Source organism: Bradyrhizobium iriomotense (assembly GCF_030160715.1).
GTDB lineage: Bacteria > Pseudomonadota > Alphaproteobacteria > Rhizobiales > Xanthobacteraceae > Bradyrhizobium > Bradyrhizobium iriomotense.
Map to the genome: position 1 here is coordinate 97540 of NZ_BSOW01000003.1, position 14703 is coordinate 112242.

Annotated in this window: 9 protein-coding genes and 1 pseudogene; 2 read left to right on the forward strand and 8 right to left on the reverse strand. The window is 62.4% G+C overall.

Annotated elements, in window-relative coordinates; genetic code table 11:
* Positions 1–14 precede the first annotated feature (14 nt).
* From QQL28_RS04980 to QQL28_RS05015, 8 genes and pseudogenes are all read right to left on the reverse strand, one after another.
* Complete coding sequence (locus tag QQL28_RS04980; protein WP_284261767.1) at positions 15–746, reverse strand: YoaK family protein; 732 nt, start codon at positions 744–746, stop codon at positions 15–17.
* 2 nt (positions 747–748) lie between these two features.
* Entirely contained in the window at positions 749–1996 is a 1248-nt protein-coding gene (locus tag QQL28_RS04985; RefSeq protein WP_284261773.1) for a threonine/serine exporter family protein, read from the reverse strand.
* An 80-nt stretch (positions 1997–2076) separates the two neighbouring features.
* Positions 2077–3501: a class II fumarate hydratase gene (gene fumC / locus QQL28_RS04990; RefSeq protein WP_284261776.1), complete on the reverse strand. Its 1425-nt coding sequence runs from the start codon at positions 3499–3501 to the stop codon at positions 2077–2079.
* Between the two features lie 56 nt (positions 3502–3557).
* Positions 3558–4601, reverse strand: a complete 1044-nt coding sequence (locus QQL28_RS04995) for an alpha/beta fold hydrolase (RefSeq protein WP_284261778.1) — start codon at positions 4599–4601, stop codon at positions 3558–3560.
* Positions 4602–5646: 1045 nt separating this feature from the next.
* Positions 5647–6924 (reverse strand): annotated as a pseudogene (locus QQL28_RS05000) (serine hydrolase domain-containing protein); the annotation flags it as partial.
* A 373-nt stretch (positions 6925–7297) separates the two neighbouring features.
* The gene (gene frc / locus QQL28_RS05005) at positions 7298–8575 is read right to left on the reverse strand and encodes a formyl-CoA transferase (protein ID WP_284261780.1); all 1278 of its coding nucleotides are present in this window, start codon (positions 8573–8575) and stop codon (positions 7298–7300) included.
* A 61-nt stretch (positions 8576–8636) separates the two neighbouring features.
* On the reverse strand, positions 8637–10370 hold the full coding sequence (oxc, locus tag QQL28_RS05010) for an oxalyl-CoA decarboxylase (protein ID WP_284261785.1): 1734 nt from the start codon (positions 10368–10370) through the stop codon (positions 8637–8639).
* An 87-nt stretch (positions 10371–10457) separates the two neighbouring features.
* On the reverse strand, positions 10458–11153 hold the full coding sequence (locus QQL28_RS05015) for a GntR family transcriptional regulator (protein ID WP_051389613.1): 696 nt from the start codon (positions 11151–11153) through the stop codon (positions 10458–10460).
* Positions 11154–11491: 338 nt separating this feature from the next.
* Here QQL28_RS05015 and QQL28_RS05020 point away from each other — a divergent pair, with 338 nt between their 5' ends.
* Positions 11492–13621, forward strand: coding sequence for an acetate--CoA ligase family protein (locus tag QQL28_RS05020; RefSeq protein WP_284261787.1), 2130 nt, complete (start codon positions 11492–11494; stop codon positions 13619–13621).
* Between the two features lie 170 nt (positions 13622–13791).
* On the forward strand, positions 13792–14643 hold the full coding sequence (locus QQL28_RS05025) for an IclR family transcriptional regulator (protein ID WP_284261789.1): 852 nt from the start codon (positions 13792–13794) through the stop codon (positions 14641–14643).
* Positions 14644–14703: the final 60 nt, after the last annotated feature.

A 14703-nucleotide genomic window follows, 5' to 3' on the forward strand; every position in this document is an offset into this window, starting at 1 on the left:
TTCGGAAGTGTCCTCTATCGCACCGCGATCGCGAGAGCTGCCAGTACGGTTGGGATCGACCACGCCCAGTCTCCCAGCGTCGAGATCGCAGCAGCGGCCACGAGGCAGCCCACCAGGAACCCAATCAGCAGGTGAAGGGATCTCTTCAATCGTCCGCGATCGACCGTCATTAAGGGGTGCTGCGGTGACAGGATGTCCATCAGCGACAAAACCGTGTTGGTCAGATTGCCAGTCATGACCGCTGTTGAAACCGCGTTGGGCATTGCCAAGCGGAGAAGAGCGTACTGGAACGCCATCGCGCAAACTGCAACCATGACGGCGATGCGGGCCGTCAAACCGTCCGGGTTGACCGACGGCTCCGTGGTGACGCTGAAAGCAAAGACCACGCTGAGCAACAAAAATTGGATCAATAGAAGCAGGCGTGTGAGGGATGCACCGCGTAGGCTGGAAACGCGAGCAACCAGCCACGCAGCGGCGAGCGCTAACATGAATACGGGAATGGCCATCGCCTGCATCAAGTTGAATGCGCCAGCGTGTACCGCCGCCGCGGCGACCACTACGATGTTTCCGGTGACGTGAGCAGTGAAAATATGGCCAAGATTAAAAAAGCCGGTGAGATCGACCATTCCCGCGATGACGCTGAGCACCGGCGGAAGCCGTTCCTCCATGCGGAGCAACACGGCTGCTTCGTCAGGCGGAATGATGGACGTCCGTCCCACATGGAACTTTTGAGCGAATGAAAGCATCTTCAGCTCCTTTGAGCATACCGATCGCCAAAGAAGTCGATTGCCGTCTTTGGCACGATCAAGCCCAGGCTCATGGCCAAGATGACGGCGACGGCTGTGACGCCGTCTGCAATTGTGGCTCCGACCAGTTCCGGCGTGGCCTGCGCCGTATCTGCAATTTGCGTTAGCCCGCTCATCATCCTGAAGACGTAGACTCCGGGTATCATCGACACCACGGACGCAAAGCCGATCGCTGCGAACGGCAAGTGGAAGCGGCGCGAGATTGGCGTGAGCAGCACGCCGACGACGAGGCAGGCCACGAGAGCCCCCGTTGCTACGCCGGCGCCAAGCTTGGCGATGGCTACCCAACGCAAGGCATGGGCCAGCATGCCGACCGCGATCGGCCAGGGGAGCATGTTCAACGGGGTCGAGAAGAATACGCTGTAACAGGCCACCGCTACGCCGGCCGCGATCACGTCAAGCCAGAGCGGCACCGCCAGCCCCGGCGGGTCGATCGGAAGCGACGCGTGCAACAGGGTGAGCCCCAAGAGCAGTCCGGTCGAGATCGCGACCACGACGAGGCCGGCATAAATGAGTCGTGCGCTACCCAAATGTATGCGACCGGCGATCAGGTCGAGCGTGCCGTTGAGAATATGCGGCCCCGGAACCAGCACCATGCAGGGGCACACCACGACGAGCCGCAGCGCGGTGCTCAACTGATAGCGCACTGCAAGCCCGCCGATCAGACCAGCAAGCAGCGCGGCACAGAAGGGCTGAAGGAAGATGTTCGCGCTCACCTTGGCGATGGCGCGGCGGAGGAATCCGCCGGCGCCGGCGCTCAGGAAGATCAATAGCGCGGTAAGCTCGTGCTGGATCCCGAAGATGATCGCGAGCGCGACCGCACCGGCGGCGGCAGCCAGAGCGAAAAGCCATGCCGGTGCGGGCGGCGCTTTGGCGACGGCCTCGATCCGCTTGCTCGCTTGCTCGGGCGAAAGCCGACCAGCCTCGATATCGGCGATCGTCTGCATCGTGGAAACGACACGATCCATGTCGACCCCGACCGGATCGGCCTCGACATACGAGATCGACGGCACCCCGTCGCGGTCCGATCGCAATTGCAGTTCGCCCCAGCGTGGCAGCAGCTCGGCTTTCAGACCGAGCTTGTTGGTGAGCCGCCGGATCGACGCGATGATCTGATCGGTTGCCTGGCCGTTCACGAAAAGAATTCTCGCGAAGGCAAGGCTCAGCTCCGAACGCTCTTCACCGGTCATGACCATTCCTCCCAGGCGAACGTACGGGAGCGCGAGGGCCGGCCAGGCTGGACGCCGGTCCTCGCGTCTGCAGCAGCCGTTCAGCCGGCGGCCGTGGAGGTCGCCCCGCTCGCTACATATGGCTTCACCATCTTGGTCGGATCCACGACGCGGTTGAACTCGTCCTCGCTGACGAAACCAAGCTTGAGCGCAGCTTCCTTGAGCGTGAGATCGTTGTCCATTGCGTAGTGCGCAATCTTCGAGGCCTTGTCGTAGCCGATCACGGGCGACAGCGCCGTCACCAGCATCAAAGAGCGCTCGACATACTCGTTGATCTTCTTCAGGTTCGGCTTGGTCCCTTCCACCAGGAATTTGCGGAAGTTGACGCAGCCGTCGCTCAAGATCGCGATCGAATGCGTGATGTTGAAGATCATCAGCGGCTTGTAGACGTTCATTTCGAGGTAACCGCCGGCGCCGCCGAAACCGACCGCCACGTCGTTGGCCATTGCCTGGACTGCGATCATCGTGAGCGCCTCGCACTGGGTGGGATTGACCTTGCCCGGCATGATCGAGGAGCCCGGCTCATTCTCCGGTATCGACAGCTCGGCGAAGCCCGCACGGGGGCCGCATGACATCAGGCGGACGTCGTTGGCTATCTTGTAGAGAGAAACAGCGAGCGTTCGCATCGTGCCCGACAGTTGAACCAGCGCGTCGTGAGCACCTTGGACGGTGAATTTGTTCGGCGCGGTCACGAACGGCAGGCCGGTGAGCTTGGCGATTTCGGCTGCGGCCGCTTCGGCGAAGCCCGGTGCCGAATTGATGCCGGTGCCGACCGCGGTGCCGCCGAGCGCCAGCCGGTAGACGCCCTGCAGGGCCGCTTCTGTCCGTTCCAGATCGTCCGAGAGCATGCCGGCGTAACCCGACCATTCCTGGCCGAGCGTCAGCGGGGTCGCATCCTGCATATGCGTGCGGCCGATCTTGACGATGTTCTCCCATTCCTTCGATTTGGCCGCGATTGCATCGCGCAATTCCGTTACCGCCGGAATCAACCGCTGTTTGACGTTCACGCCGGCCGCGATGTTCATCGTCGAAGGAAACGAGTCATTCGACGATTGTGCCATATTCACGTGATCGTTTGGATGGACCGGCCTGTGGCTACCGAGGGGCGTGCCGGCCAACTGGCTGCAGCGGTTCGAAATCACCTCGTTGACGTTCATGTTGAATTGCGTACCGCTGCCCGTCATCCACACATGCAGCGGAAACATGTCGTGGTGCTGACCGGCCAGGATTTCGTCGCAGGTCTGCACGATCAGTTTGTATCTCGTATCGTCCAGGCGACCGCTCGCGCGGTTGGCGGCCGCAGCGCCCTTCTTCAGAATCGCATAGCCTGTGATCATTTCGCGGGGGATCAGATCCTTGCCAATCGAAAAATGCTCGAGCGAACGCTGGGTTTGGGCGCCCCACAACTTGTCTGCAGGCACCTCGACCACGCCGAGGCTGTCACTTTCCTTGCGGAAATCGGTCATGCTCTCTCTCCTTGCTTCTGCTCTGCTTCCAATGTGAAGGTGAACTGATCTGCCGATCAGATCTCGACGACATCCATGACCGCTTCCGCGAAGGGTTGCGGAGCCTCCTGCGGCAAATTGTGTCCGATTCCGCCTTTGATCAGACGGTGCTCGTATCTGCCCGAGAACTTCTTCGCATAAGCACTGGGCTCTGGGTGCGGCGCGCCGTTGTCGTCGCCTTCCATCGTGATTGTAGGCACCGCAATAACGGGAGCGTCGGCGAGCCGCTTCTCCAGACCGTCAAATCTTGGCTCGCCGTTGGCGAGGCCCATTCGCCACCGATAATTGTGGACCACGATCGCGACGTGATCGGGATTGTCGAACGCCTTCGCGCTGCGCTCGAAGGTGGCATCGTCGAAGTTCCACTTCGGTGACGCTTGCTGCCAAATGAGCTTGGCGAAGTCGTGCCGGTTCTTATCGTAGCCTTCGCGGCCGCGCTCCGTGGCGAAATAGAACTGATACCACCACTCGAACTCCGCCTTGGGCGGCAATGGCATTTTGCCGGACTCCTGGCTTCCGATGAGATAGCCGCTGACGGAGACCATTGCCTTGCAGCGCTCCGGCCAGAGAGCCGCGATGACATTGGCGGTCCGGGCACCCCAGTCGAAGCCGGCAAGCGTCGCCTTCTCGATCTTCAGCGCATCCATCAATGCAACGATATCGACGGCAACGGCTGCCGGTTCACCATTGCGGAACGTGTCTGCGGAGAGAAAACGGGTCGGACCGTATCCGCGCAGATAGGGAACGATCACGCGATATCCGTGCGATGCCAGAGCCGGGGCCACGTCGACGAAGCTGTGGATGTCGTACGGCCAACCATGCAACAGAATAGCAGCGGGGCCATCCTCCGGGCCCGCGTCGGCGTAAGTCACCTTGAGATCGCCAGCGTCGATCTGCTTCAGGTGCTCAAAGGATGTGTTTGCGCCTGCTCTGACGGCCACTTCCGATTTACCCCGACCAGTTTGCTGGGCAGCTGCGAGGGTCGGAAGGAACTCGGCAGAAACGCCCGCCGCGGCGGCTTGTAAAAAACCACGACGATCCAACGTAGAGTGCTTCGACATGTGCGACCTCCTGTAGCCCGGCCGAAACTTGTCTGTTCACCTGAAACGCCACGACGCTCGCACAAATTGTAGAAACGGATGATCGAGGAGTACGCTGACGCGTGTGGGAGATCATCCGTTGCGCGGCGTCGAGCGCGCCGCAAAACTAAGCGGCGTTGATGGCGCGCAGATCACCTCAGAGAGGATGTGACCCCTCCCTTTGAGTGACGATCTCGTTGAGCGAGACGTAGTGCTACTGGGTCCGGGTTAGCCCGTTCACTTCGACCATTTTCGGAGTTTACCCGGGATGCAGATTTCGCAGATACAGCCTGGTCGGTGCTATTGATGCCGCCAGTCCTGATAGCCGGAGCAGCGTTCATCGCGTGATGACGAGTCCGGTGAGCGGCCAAAGCGACAGAGGTGGAGAGAGCGAGGACAGCAAGGCCAACAGCAATGCATCTGCATATAGTCAGCTCCTCTGCTAGTATTTTTAGTATTTTCACCCGCGCTGGCGCGGCATATTGTAGCCGAAGGCGAGGTACTCCTCTCCACACGTTTACGCGAGCGCTCGCCACGCATGATCGCGTCGCAGGCATTGATGTCCGCAATCCCCGAGCCCGCCGGCTTTTGTCGGGAGCGCCGGCGCGGCGCTTGGCGCCGCCACGTCATCCGACGCCCGTCCGTCCTACTTTTGCTGGATGCGATTCAGATAATCGATAACGGCCAGTATGCGTGTTCGCACGACGACTTCCGGACTTTGCTGCGGCCCGGCCTTCTGCCAATAGTACGGATCAACATCGTGCGGCAGGTTGACGACGGGATTGAATCGTACGCCCCAAACCGGCATTTCGCGCGTGCCGTGAGCGGGAATTGTTTTCGATCCATGGATGGTTTCATAAACGGCGTCGGTGGGGAACACCCCGCCGTTGTTCTTGGCCAGCATCGTCAGATCGGCAGGCGGGTTCCTGAGCTGGCCGCTGACTGGTCCTTTGCCCTTTGCGTCCGCGCCGTGACAACTCGCGCAGGAAGACTGAAATTCCGACTTGCCGACGTCGAAGTCGTCAACCTCCATCGCCTCGTAGATCAGTTGCTTCACCGTCCTCTGGATGCGCTGGCGCTCCGTGGGGGTCTGCTCCAGCAAGACGAAGAACATGTCCTGCTTGCGGTCGATCACGAAATAACAACCGCTCGCGCCGTCCCATTTCAGTTCGCCGAGATCGCCCGGCGGCGGCGGACTGGCGTGGCCTGCATCGGTGCGCACAGCGAGGCCGAGCGCAAAGCCGAAGCCGTCGCCCGGAAAGTAGAAGAAATCTCGATCGACGCCCGAACCCGGTCCGACCTGATCCGTCGTCAACAGCTTGAACGCGTTGGGACTGAGAATGGTCTTGCCTTCGTACGTGCCGCCGTTCAACAGCATCTGCGCAAAGCGCGCGTAGTCCGCCATCGTCGAGACCATGCCGCCGCTAGCGTACATTATCCTCTTCGGAACGGTCGGATTGTTTTCGCGCCCCACGCGGAAGTCGCTGTCGTTGGGCATCGGCTGCGCGAGCAGCTTCTGCTTGTCCGGGGCGCCGACGAAAAAGCCGGTGTCCTTCATGCCGAGCGGATCGAGCAGCTTGTCTCTCTCGATCTCGATCAGAGACTTCCCGGCTACGACCTCCATGATCCGCGCCAGGATGTCGGTGGAGTGGCCATATTGCCAGAGCGCGCCCGGTTGATTGTGCAGCGGCAGTTTTGCGATCCGCTCGGCGAACTCGGCGAGGTCGAAATCGCCGGCATAGAGGTTGGCAGCCCTGTAAGCCTTGCGGACCAGGCTATCGCCGTAGAAGCCGTAGGTGATGCCGGAGGTCTGGCGCATCAGGTCGAGCACGGTCGGCGGCCGGCTCGGCGGCACCAGTTCGAGCGTCTTGGTGCCGTCGCTGGCCTCCTTCTCGACGCCCACCTTCACGTTTGCAAAAGACGGAATGTATTTCGCGACGGGGTCATCGAGTGCGAACTTGCCCTCGTCGAGCATCTGCACCGCAACCGCGCTAGTGATGGCCTTGGTCATCGAGAACAGGCGGAAGATCGTCTGGTCGGTGATCGGTGCCTTGGAGACCACGTCCTGCACGCCGAAGGCTTCGTGATAGACCGGCTTGCCGTGCTGCTGGATGAGCAGGATTGCCCCGGGAATCTTCCCGGTCGTCACTTCGTTACCGAAGAACTCGCCGATCTTTGCCAGCTTGTCCTTGTTGAAACGTGCCCCCGCTGGAATCTCGAAAGTCCCTCCGGCCCGGGCCGAAGGTGCAGCGGCGACGAGCAGCGCGGTACAGCCAAGCAATCCCAACGCCTGAAAAAATTTCATCAGCCCGCTCCCGGCCGGAGTTTAGCGTTCGGTTCTATCTGCACAAGGGGCGCCCAGTTGCACAATGCACCTGGGAGGACATGCTGGTGGCGAGCAATAGCTCGCCATGTGGTGCAACATCCGATTGCCGGATGTCGTGGCGATGGCGGTCTCAGGTGAGGTCAATCTGCAATGATCGACTTTTACCCCTGATTTGCCCGACGCGTCAAGCGATTTCGCAAAATCCGCATCTCCTGTGCCGGCGATCATCGACTCCTTTGCATGGGGTTGTTTTTCGAATTTTGGTGGGCCCCCGCGAGAGGGAGACGGAGCACACACAAAAAAGGGCCGCCTGAACAGGCGGCCCTTTCGGTTCGGTTCGAAGTCGTTCCGCTTACTCCGCGGCCTGCTTCTGCGGCGGATCGAGCGCGCCGGACTTGTGGATGTCGGCGACCTGGTGATCGCTGAAGCCCAGCACGCTGCGCAGGATCTCGTCGGTGTGCTCGCCGAGCAGCGGCGAGCGCTGCACGTCGCTCGGTGAATCCGACAGCTTGATCGGGTTGCCGACCGAGATGTACTTGCCGCGGGTCGGGTGGTCGACCTCGACCACGGTGCCGGTCGCGCGCAGCGACTGGTCTTCCGCGATCTCCTTCATCGACAGGATCGGGCCGCAGGGGATGTCGTCCTTGTTGAGGATCTCCATCGCCTCGAACTTCGTCTTCGTCATCGTCCATTGCTCGATGCGGGCGAAGATTTCGTTGAGCCGCGGCAGGCGCGCTGCGGGCTTTGCGTAGTTCGGATCGGTCTTCCAGGTCGGCTCGCCGATCACGTCGCAGATCTTCTCCCAGACCGGGGCCTGGGTGATGAAGTAGATATAGGCGTTGGGATCGGTCTCAAAACCCTTGCACTTCAGGATGCGGCCGGGCTGGCCGCCGCCGGAGTCGTTGCCGGCACGCGGCACGGCATCACCGAACGGAACGCCTTCGCCGAACTGGCTGTACTCCTTGAGCGGACCATGGGCGAGGCGCTGCTGGTCACGCAGCTTGACACGCGCAAGGTTGAGCACGCCGTCCTGCATCGCAGCCGTGACCTTCTGGCCTTTGCCGGTGCTGGTGCGCTGGTGGAGCGCGGCCAGGATGCCGATCGCGAGATGCAGGCCGGTGCCGGTGTCGCCGATCTGCGCGCCGGTGACGAGCGGCAGGCCGTCGCGGAAGCCGGTGGTCGAGGCAGCGCCGCCGGTGCACTGGGCGACGTTCTCATAGACCTTGCAGTCTTCATACGGTCCGGGGCCAAAACCCTTGATCGAGGCGACGATCATCCTTGGGTTGAGGCTGTGGATCTTCTCCCAGGGGAAGCCCATGCGGTCGAGCACGCCGGGGCCAAAATTCTCGACCAGCACGTCGCACTTCTTGATCAGCTCGGTGAGGACTTCCTTGCCCTTGGGGTTCTTGGTGTCGAGCGTGATCGAGCGCTTGTTGTGGTTCAGCATGGTGAAATACAGGCTGTCCACGTTCGGGATGTCCTGCAGCTGGCCGCGGGTGATGTCACCGACACCGGGACGTTCCACCTTGATCACGTCGGCGCCGAACCATGCCAGCAATTGCGTGCAGGTCGGCCCCGACTGGACGTGGGTGAAGTCGAGAATGCGAACGCCCGTGAGCGCCTTGGTCATCGTGTTGCTCCGTACTCTGTCTGCCCCTGCACCGCAGGGAAAATGGGTTGAAGGGGAAGGCTTACTTTTTCTTCTGCAAGACGCTCTGCGGATTGAGGTTGCCGATGCGGCCGCTCTCCGAGCCTGCGGCCGGATCGATCACCGCGTTGATCAGCGTCGGCTTGCCCGACTTGATCGCCTCGTTGACGGCGCGCTTCAATTCGTCCGGTGAGGTGGCGTTCACGCCGACACCGCCGAAGGCTTCCATCATCTTGTCGTAGCGCGCACCCTTGACGAACACGGTGGTCGCCGGATCGGAATTGGCGCTGTTGACGTCGGTGCCGCGATAGATGCCGTCATTGTTGAAGATGACGACGCAGATCGGCAAATTGTAGCGGCAGATGGTCTCGACCTCCATGCCGGAGAAGCCGAAGGCTGAGTCGCCTTCCACCGCGAGCACGGGGTTGCCGGTCTCGAGCGCAGCCGCAATCGCCTGGCCCATGCCGATGCCCATCACGCCCCAGGTGCCGACGTCGAGACGCTTGCGCGGCTTGTACATGTCGATCACGCCGCGGGCGAGGTCGAGCGTGTTGGCGCCCTCGTTGACGAGGATTGCGTCGGGATATTCCTTGATCACGTTCTTCAGCACGCCGAGCGCGCCGTGATAGTCCATCGGCGACTTGTTGTTCATGAGCTTCGGCGCCATCTTGGCGACGTTCTCTTCACGCTTGGTCGAAACAGCGTTGGTCCATTCGGTCGGCGGCGTGGTCCAGCCCGACGCAAGCGCCTGGTTGAAGGCGGAGACGACGGAGCCGATGTCGCCGACGACGGGCGCGACGATCTCGACGTTGGAGTCCATCTCCCTCGGCTCGATGTCGATCTGGATGAACTTCTTGGGCGCTTCGCCCCAGCTCTTGCCCTTGCCGTGCGAAAGCAGCCAGTTGAGCCGCGCGCCGATGAGCAGGACGACGTCGGACTCTTTCAACACCGTCGAGCGGGCGGCACCGGCGCATTGCGGATGGGTGTCGGGGAGGAGGCCCTTGGCCATGCTCATCGGCAGGAACGGCACGCCGCTCTTTTCGACGAAGCTCTTGATCTCTTCGTCGGCCTGCGCGTAGGCCGCGCCCTTGCCGAGGATGATGAGCGGGCGCTTTGCGCTCTTCAAGACGTCAAGCGCGCGCTTGACCGAAGCAGGCGAGGGGATCTGCGAAGGCGCCGCGTCGATCACCTTGACCAGCGACTTCTGGCCGGCATCGGCGTTCATCACCTGGCCGAACAGCTTTGCCGGCAGGTCGAGATAGACGCCGCCGGGACGGCCGGAGACCGCAGCGCGGATGGCGCGGGCGAGACCAATGCCGATGTCCTGGGCGTGCAGCACGCGATAGGCCGCCTTGCACAGCGGCTTTGCGATCGCGAGCTGGTCCATCTCCTCATAGTCGCCCTGCTGGAGGTCGACGATCTCGCGCTCGGAGGAGCCCGAGATCAGGATCATCGGGTAGCAGTTGGTGGTGGCGTGGGCGAGCGCGGTCAGACCGTTGAGGAAGCCGGGCGCCGACACCGTGAGGCAGACGCCGGGCTTCTTGGTGAGGAAGCCTGCGATACCCGCCGCGTAGCCTGCGTTCTGCTCGTGGCGGAAGGAGATCACGCGAATGCCGGCGGCCTGCGCCATGCGGCCCAAATCCGTGATCGGGATGCCCGGCACATTATAGATGGTGTTGATGCCGTTCAGCTTGAGCGCGTCGATGACGAGATGGAAGCCATCCGTCAATTCCTGCTCGGTGCCCGGTGCTTCGGACTTGGTCGCGGTATTCAGCATGGGCCTTGTCTCCCTGGTCTCAAGGTGCCGTTTTAGGCTTTTGGGGGCGAATGGTTCGCCCTTCTGGTGAAGTTGCTGGCTAGGCGGCTACGTGAATAGTTCCTGGCCATGCGCTTCGACGTAAGCCGCAAGGCCGAGGGTGTGATCGCGGGCGCGCTTCTCGGCGAGCTCGGTGTCGCGCGCCTCCAGCGCTTCGATGATGCCGAGATGCTCGGGCAGCGAGGTCGCGGTGCGGTCCTTCCGCCCGATCGTCAGTTGCCGGTAGCCGCGCACGTGCAAGAGCAGATCGTTGGTGAGGTCGACGAGGATCGGCGATTCCGACAGCGAGATCAGCGCCTGATGGAAGGCGATGTTGGCGCGCGAATATTCCTCGATGTGATCCTCGGGCAGGCGATCCTTGCCGAAATCCTTGAAGTAGTCGCGCAGCGCCGAGATGTCCTTCTTGCGCGCGGTGGTGGTGATCAGCCGCGCCGCCATGCTCTCGAGCGCCGCCCAGGCGCGGATCATGTCGACGATCTCGCTCTTGGTCCTGCGCACCACCATGATGCCCCGGCGCGGCACGGTCTTCACGAAGCCGTCCTGCTCGAGCATCGCGATCGCCTCGCGGATGGGCGTGCGGCTGACACCCAGGCGTTCGGACAGCGCGCGCTCGTCCAGCATCACCGGCTCGGGCGTCGAATAGATGTCCATCTTGAGGATCGCTTCCTTCAAGGCGTCATACGCCTTGTTCTTGAAGCTGCTCTCCGGGGCAATACGGACGATTGCGAGATCTGCCTCGGCCATGTTGGGCGACGCCTTGATTTGCTTCACGACGATTCTCCTCCTCAGGGGGAGTCGTCTTTTACAGGAATATTTACCGAAATGTTTTTGGCATACCACATGCCAGAATGTCAAGCTGCCTATTTTTTGCGGCCTTCGGCCCAATGACCTGCCTTGACAAGTTGGCTTCTGGCATACCAAATGCCATCGCAAGCCATTTTTGATCCAAGCCGGCGGAGTAAGCTCGGGTTTTCTGCCCCTCCGTTCCGCCGCATGGAACAAGGCGCGGCGAATGGCAAGCATCACAGGCAGCCGCAAAACGCGCCTTGAAAAGCAAGATCTGAGGTCAAGGGAGAAACCACATGTCGAATTCCAAAGATGCCGTCCGCAGGGTGCTTGACCAGGTCAAGGCCGACAACCGCACCAGCCTGACGGCCCCTGAAGGCAAGCTCGTCTGCGATGCCTACGGCATCCCGGTGCCGAAGGAGGGGGTCGCCAAATCGGCGGGCGAGGCCGGCAAGATGGCTTCCTCCATGGGCTTCCCGGTCGTGATGAAGATCGTCTCGCCCGACATTCTCCACAAGACCGAAGCCGGCGGCGTCATCGTCGGCCTCAAGACGGCGCAAGATGCCGAGAAGGCCTACGAGACCATTCTCGGTAACGCCAAGAAGTACAAAGCTGACGCCAAGATTGAGGGCGTCCAGGTGCAGCAGATGCTGGCCGGCGGCACCGAGGTCATCGTCGGCTCGATCACCGACGGTTCCTTCGGCAAGCTGGTCGCCTTCGGCCTCGGCGGCGTGCTGGTCGAAGTATTGAAGGACATCACCTTCCGCCTCGCGCCGGCGACCAAGGAGGATGCGCTGTCGATGCTCGACGGCATCCAGGCGCATGAGATCCTGAAGGGCGTTCGCGGCGGCGAGCCGGTGAACCGCACGGCGCTTGCCGACGTCATCGTCAAGGTCTCGCAGCTCGTCACGGACTTCCCGGAGATCGTCGAGCTCGACCTCAACCCGGTGTTCGCAACCCCAAAGGATGCGACCGCCGCGGACGTGCGCATCGTCGTCGACTTCGCCTACAAGCCCAAGCCGAAGCCGCGCCCGACCGAAGAGATCGTCGCGGCGATGAACCGCATCATGCAGCCGAAGGCCGTTGCCGTAATCGGCGCCTCGGCCGAGGACGGCAAGATCGGCAACTCCGTGATGAAGAACCTCATCAACGGCGGCTACAAGGGCGAGATCATTCCGATCCATCCCAAGGCCTCCGAGATCCTCGGCTACAAGGCCTACAAGAGCGTCAAGGACGTCCCCGGCGTGGTCGACGTCGCGGTGTTCGCGATTCCCGCAAAGTTCGTCGCCGGTGCTTTGACCGAGTGCGGCGAGAAGAAGATCCCGGGCGCCGTGCTGATTCCGTCGGGCTTCGCGGAAGCGGGCGCGCCGGAGCTCCAGGCCGAGATCGTCGAGGTCGGCAAGAAGTACGACATCCGCCTGATGGGGCCGAACATCTACGGCTTCTATTACACGCCGGCCAATCTCTGCGCGACCTTCTGCACGGCCTATGACGTGAAGGGCCATGCGGCGCTGTCGTCGCAGTCGGGGGGCATCGGCATGGCCATCATCGGCTTCTCGCGCTCGGCGAAGATGGGCGTGTCGGCGATCGTCGGCCTCGGCAACAAGTCCGATATTGACGAGGACGATCTGCTCGCCTTCTTCGAGCAGGATCCGAACACCAACCTGATCGCGCAGCACTGCGAGGACCTCAAGGACGGTCGCGCCTTTGCGGAAGCCGCCAAGCGCGTCTCCAAGAAGAAGCCGGTCGTCGTGCTCAAGGCCGGCCGCACCTCGGCCGGCGCGAAGGCGGCGTCCTCGCACACCGGCGCGCTTGCCGGTAACGACAGGATCTATGAGGACGTGTTCAAGCAGTCCGGCGTGATCCGGGCTCGCAGCTTGCGGCAACTGCTCGAATTCGCTCGTGGCGTGCCGGTGCTGCCGACGCCGAAGGGCGAGAACGTGCTGATCATCACCGGTGCCGGCGGCTCCGGCGTGCTGCTGTCGGACTCCTGTGTCGACAACGGCCTGTCGCTGATGTCGATGCCGCCGGATCTCGATGCGGCCTTCCGCAAGTTCATCCCGCCGTTTGGCGCAGCCGGAAATCCTGTGGATATCACCGGTGGCGAGCCGCCGATCACCTACGTCAACACGGTGAAGCTCGGCCTCTCCGACGACCGCATCCACGCGCTGATCCTCGGCTACTGGCACACGATCGTCACCCCGCCGATGGTGTTCGCCCGCAACATGGTCGAGGTGAAGAAGGAGATGGAGGCCAAGGGCTTCGTGAAGCCCATGGTCGCTTCGCTCGCCGGCGACGTCGAGGTCGAGGAGGCTGCCGAATATCTCTACCAGCACGGCATCCCGGCCTACGCCTATTCGACCGAGATGCCGGTCGAGGTCCTCGGCGCCAAGTACAAGTGGGCGCGCGGGGCAGGGCTGCTCTGAGCTGACGAACAAGAGCTGCCGCTTCGGAAATCTCCGGAGCGGCGCTCAAATGCATGAGTGACTTCCGTCATCCCGGGGCGATCCGAAGCATCGAACCCGGGATCTCGAGATTTTCGGGTCTGCTCCTTCGGACCATCCCGGAATGACGAACCCAAGAGCGGCAGGTCGCGATGAGCAAGAACGTGATCCGGCGCAAGTCGCTCGAGCCCCGATCGCCCGCCGAGGCCGATAACGAAAGCCGCGACGGCGGCGTGCAGTCGGTCGATCGCGCGCTGTCGATCATCGAGACGCTGGCCGAGGACGACGAAGGCTATCGCCTGAGCGATCTCGCCGTCCGCACTGGGCTCTCGGCCTCGACCGTGCATCGCCTGCTGGCGACGCTGGAAAGCCGCCGCTTCGTGCAGTTCGATCGCGCCGAATCCAAATGGCACGTCGGCGTGCGCAGTTTTACCGTCGGCGCCAGCTTCGCACGGCGGCGCAATTTCACGGCGCAGGCCGTTCCCTACCTTCGCAAGCTGCGGGATCTCACCCGCGAGACCGCCAACCTCGCCGTCGTCGACGACGAGTTCATCATCGTGCTGACGCGCATGGAGAGCCGCGAGATCATGCGCTCGCTGACCAAGGTCGGCGGCCGCGTCGCGATGGTGACCTCCGGCGTCGGAAAGGCGGTGCTGGCGACCTATTCGGACGAGGATGTCGGCGCGGTCATTCGGCATCACGGCATGCCGAGGCTGACGGAGAAGTCGATCGTGCGGCCGAGTGACCTGTTCAGGGAGCTCACGACGATCCGCAAGCAGGGTTTTGCGGTGGACGATGAGGAGGCGGAGATGGGCCTTCGCTGCGTCGCGGCCGTGGTCTACAACCCCAGCGCCGAGCCGCTCGCCGCGATCTCCGTCTCGGGTATGACGAGCCGCATCACCGACGCGCGGTTGCCGGAAATTGGCCGGATGGTGCGCGAGGTCGCCGCGGAACTGACGGCGGCGCTGGGCGGCGTGTTGCCCGAGGCCACTGACAAGGGGTGAAGGGCGGGGCGTTTGTCCTGTTTGCCCAATGCGTAAGCAGCGGTGCCGTTTTATTTGAGT

What these genes read in the sequence shown, in the direction of transcription:
- fumC (WP_284261776.1), bottom strand. Translation starts at nt 3,501, where the DNA reads ATGACCGATTTCCGCAAGGAAAGTGACAGCCTCGGCGTGGTCGAGGTG.
- QQL28_RS05020 (WP_284261787.1), top strand. Translation starts at nt 11,492, where the DNA reads ATGTCGAATTCCAAAGATGCCGTCCGCAGGGTGCTTGACCAGGTCAAG.
- QQL28_RS05025 (WP_284261789.1), top strand. Translation starts at nt 13,792, where the DNA reads ATGAGCAAGAACGTGATCCGGCGCAAGTCGCTCGAGCCCCGATCGCCC.
- frc (WP_284261780.1), bottom strand. Translation starts at nt 8,575, where the DNA reads ATGACCAAGGCGCTCACGGGCGTTCGCATTCTCGACTTCACCCACGTC.
- QQL28_RS05015 (WP_051389613.1), bottom strand. Translation starts at nt 11,153, where the DNA reads ATGGCCGAGGCAGATCTCGCAATCGTCCGTATTGCCCCGGAGAGCAGC.
- QQL28_RS04995 (WP_284261778.1), bottom strand. Translation starts at nt 4,601, where the DNA reads ATGTCGAAGCACTCTACGTTGGATCGTCGTGGTTTTTTACAAGCCGCC.
- oxc (WP_284261785.1), bottom strand. Translation starts at nt 10,370, where the DNA reads ATGCTGAATACCGCGACCAAGTCCGAAGCACCGGGCACCGAGCAGGAA.
- QQL28_RS04980 (WP_284261767.1), bottom strand. Translation starts at nt 746, where the DNA reads ATGCTTTCATTCGCTCAAAAGTTCCATGTGGGACGGACGTCCATCATT.
- QQL28_RS04985 (WP_284261773.1), bottom strand. Translation starts at nt 1,996, where the DNA reads ATGACCGGTGAAGAGCGTTCGGAGCTGAGCCTTGCCTTCGCGAGAATT.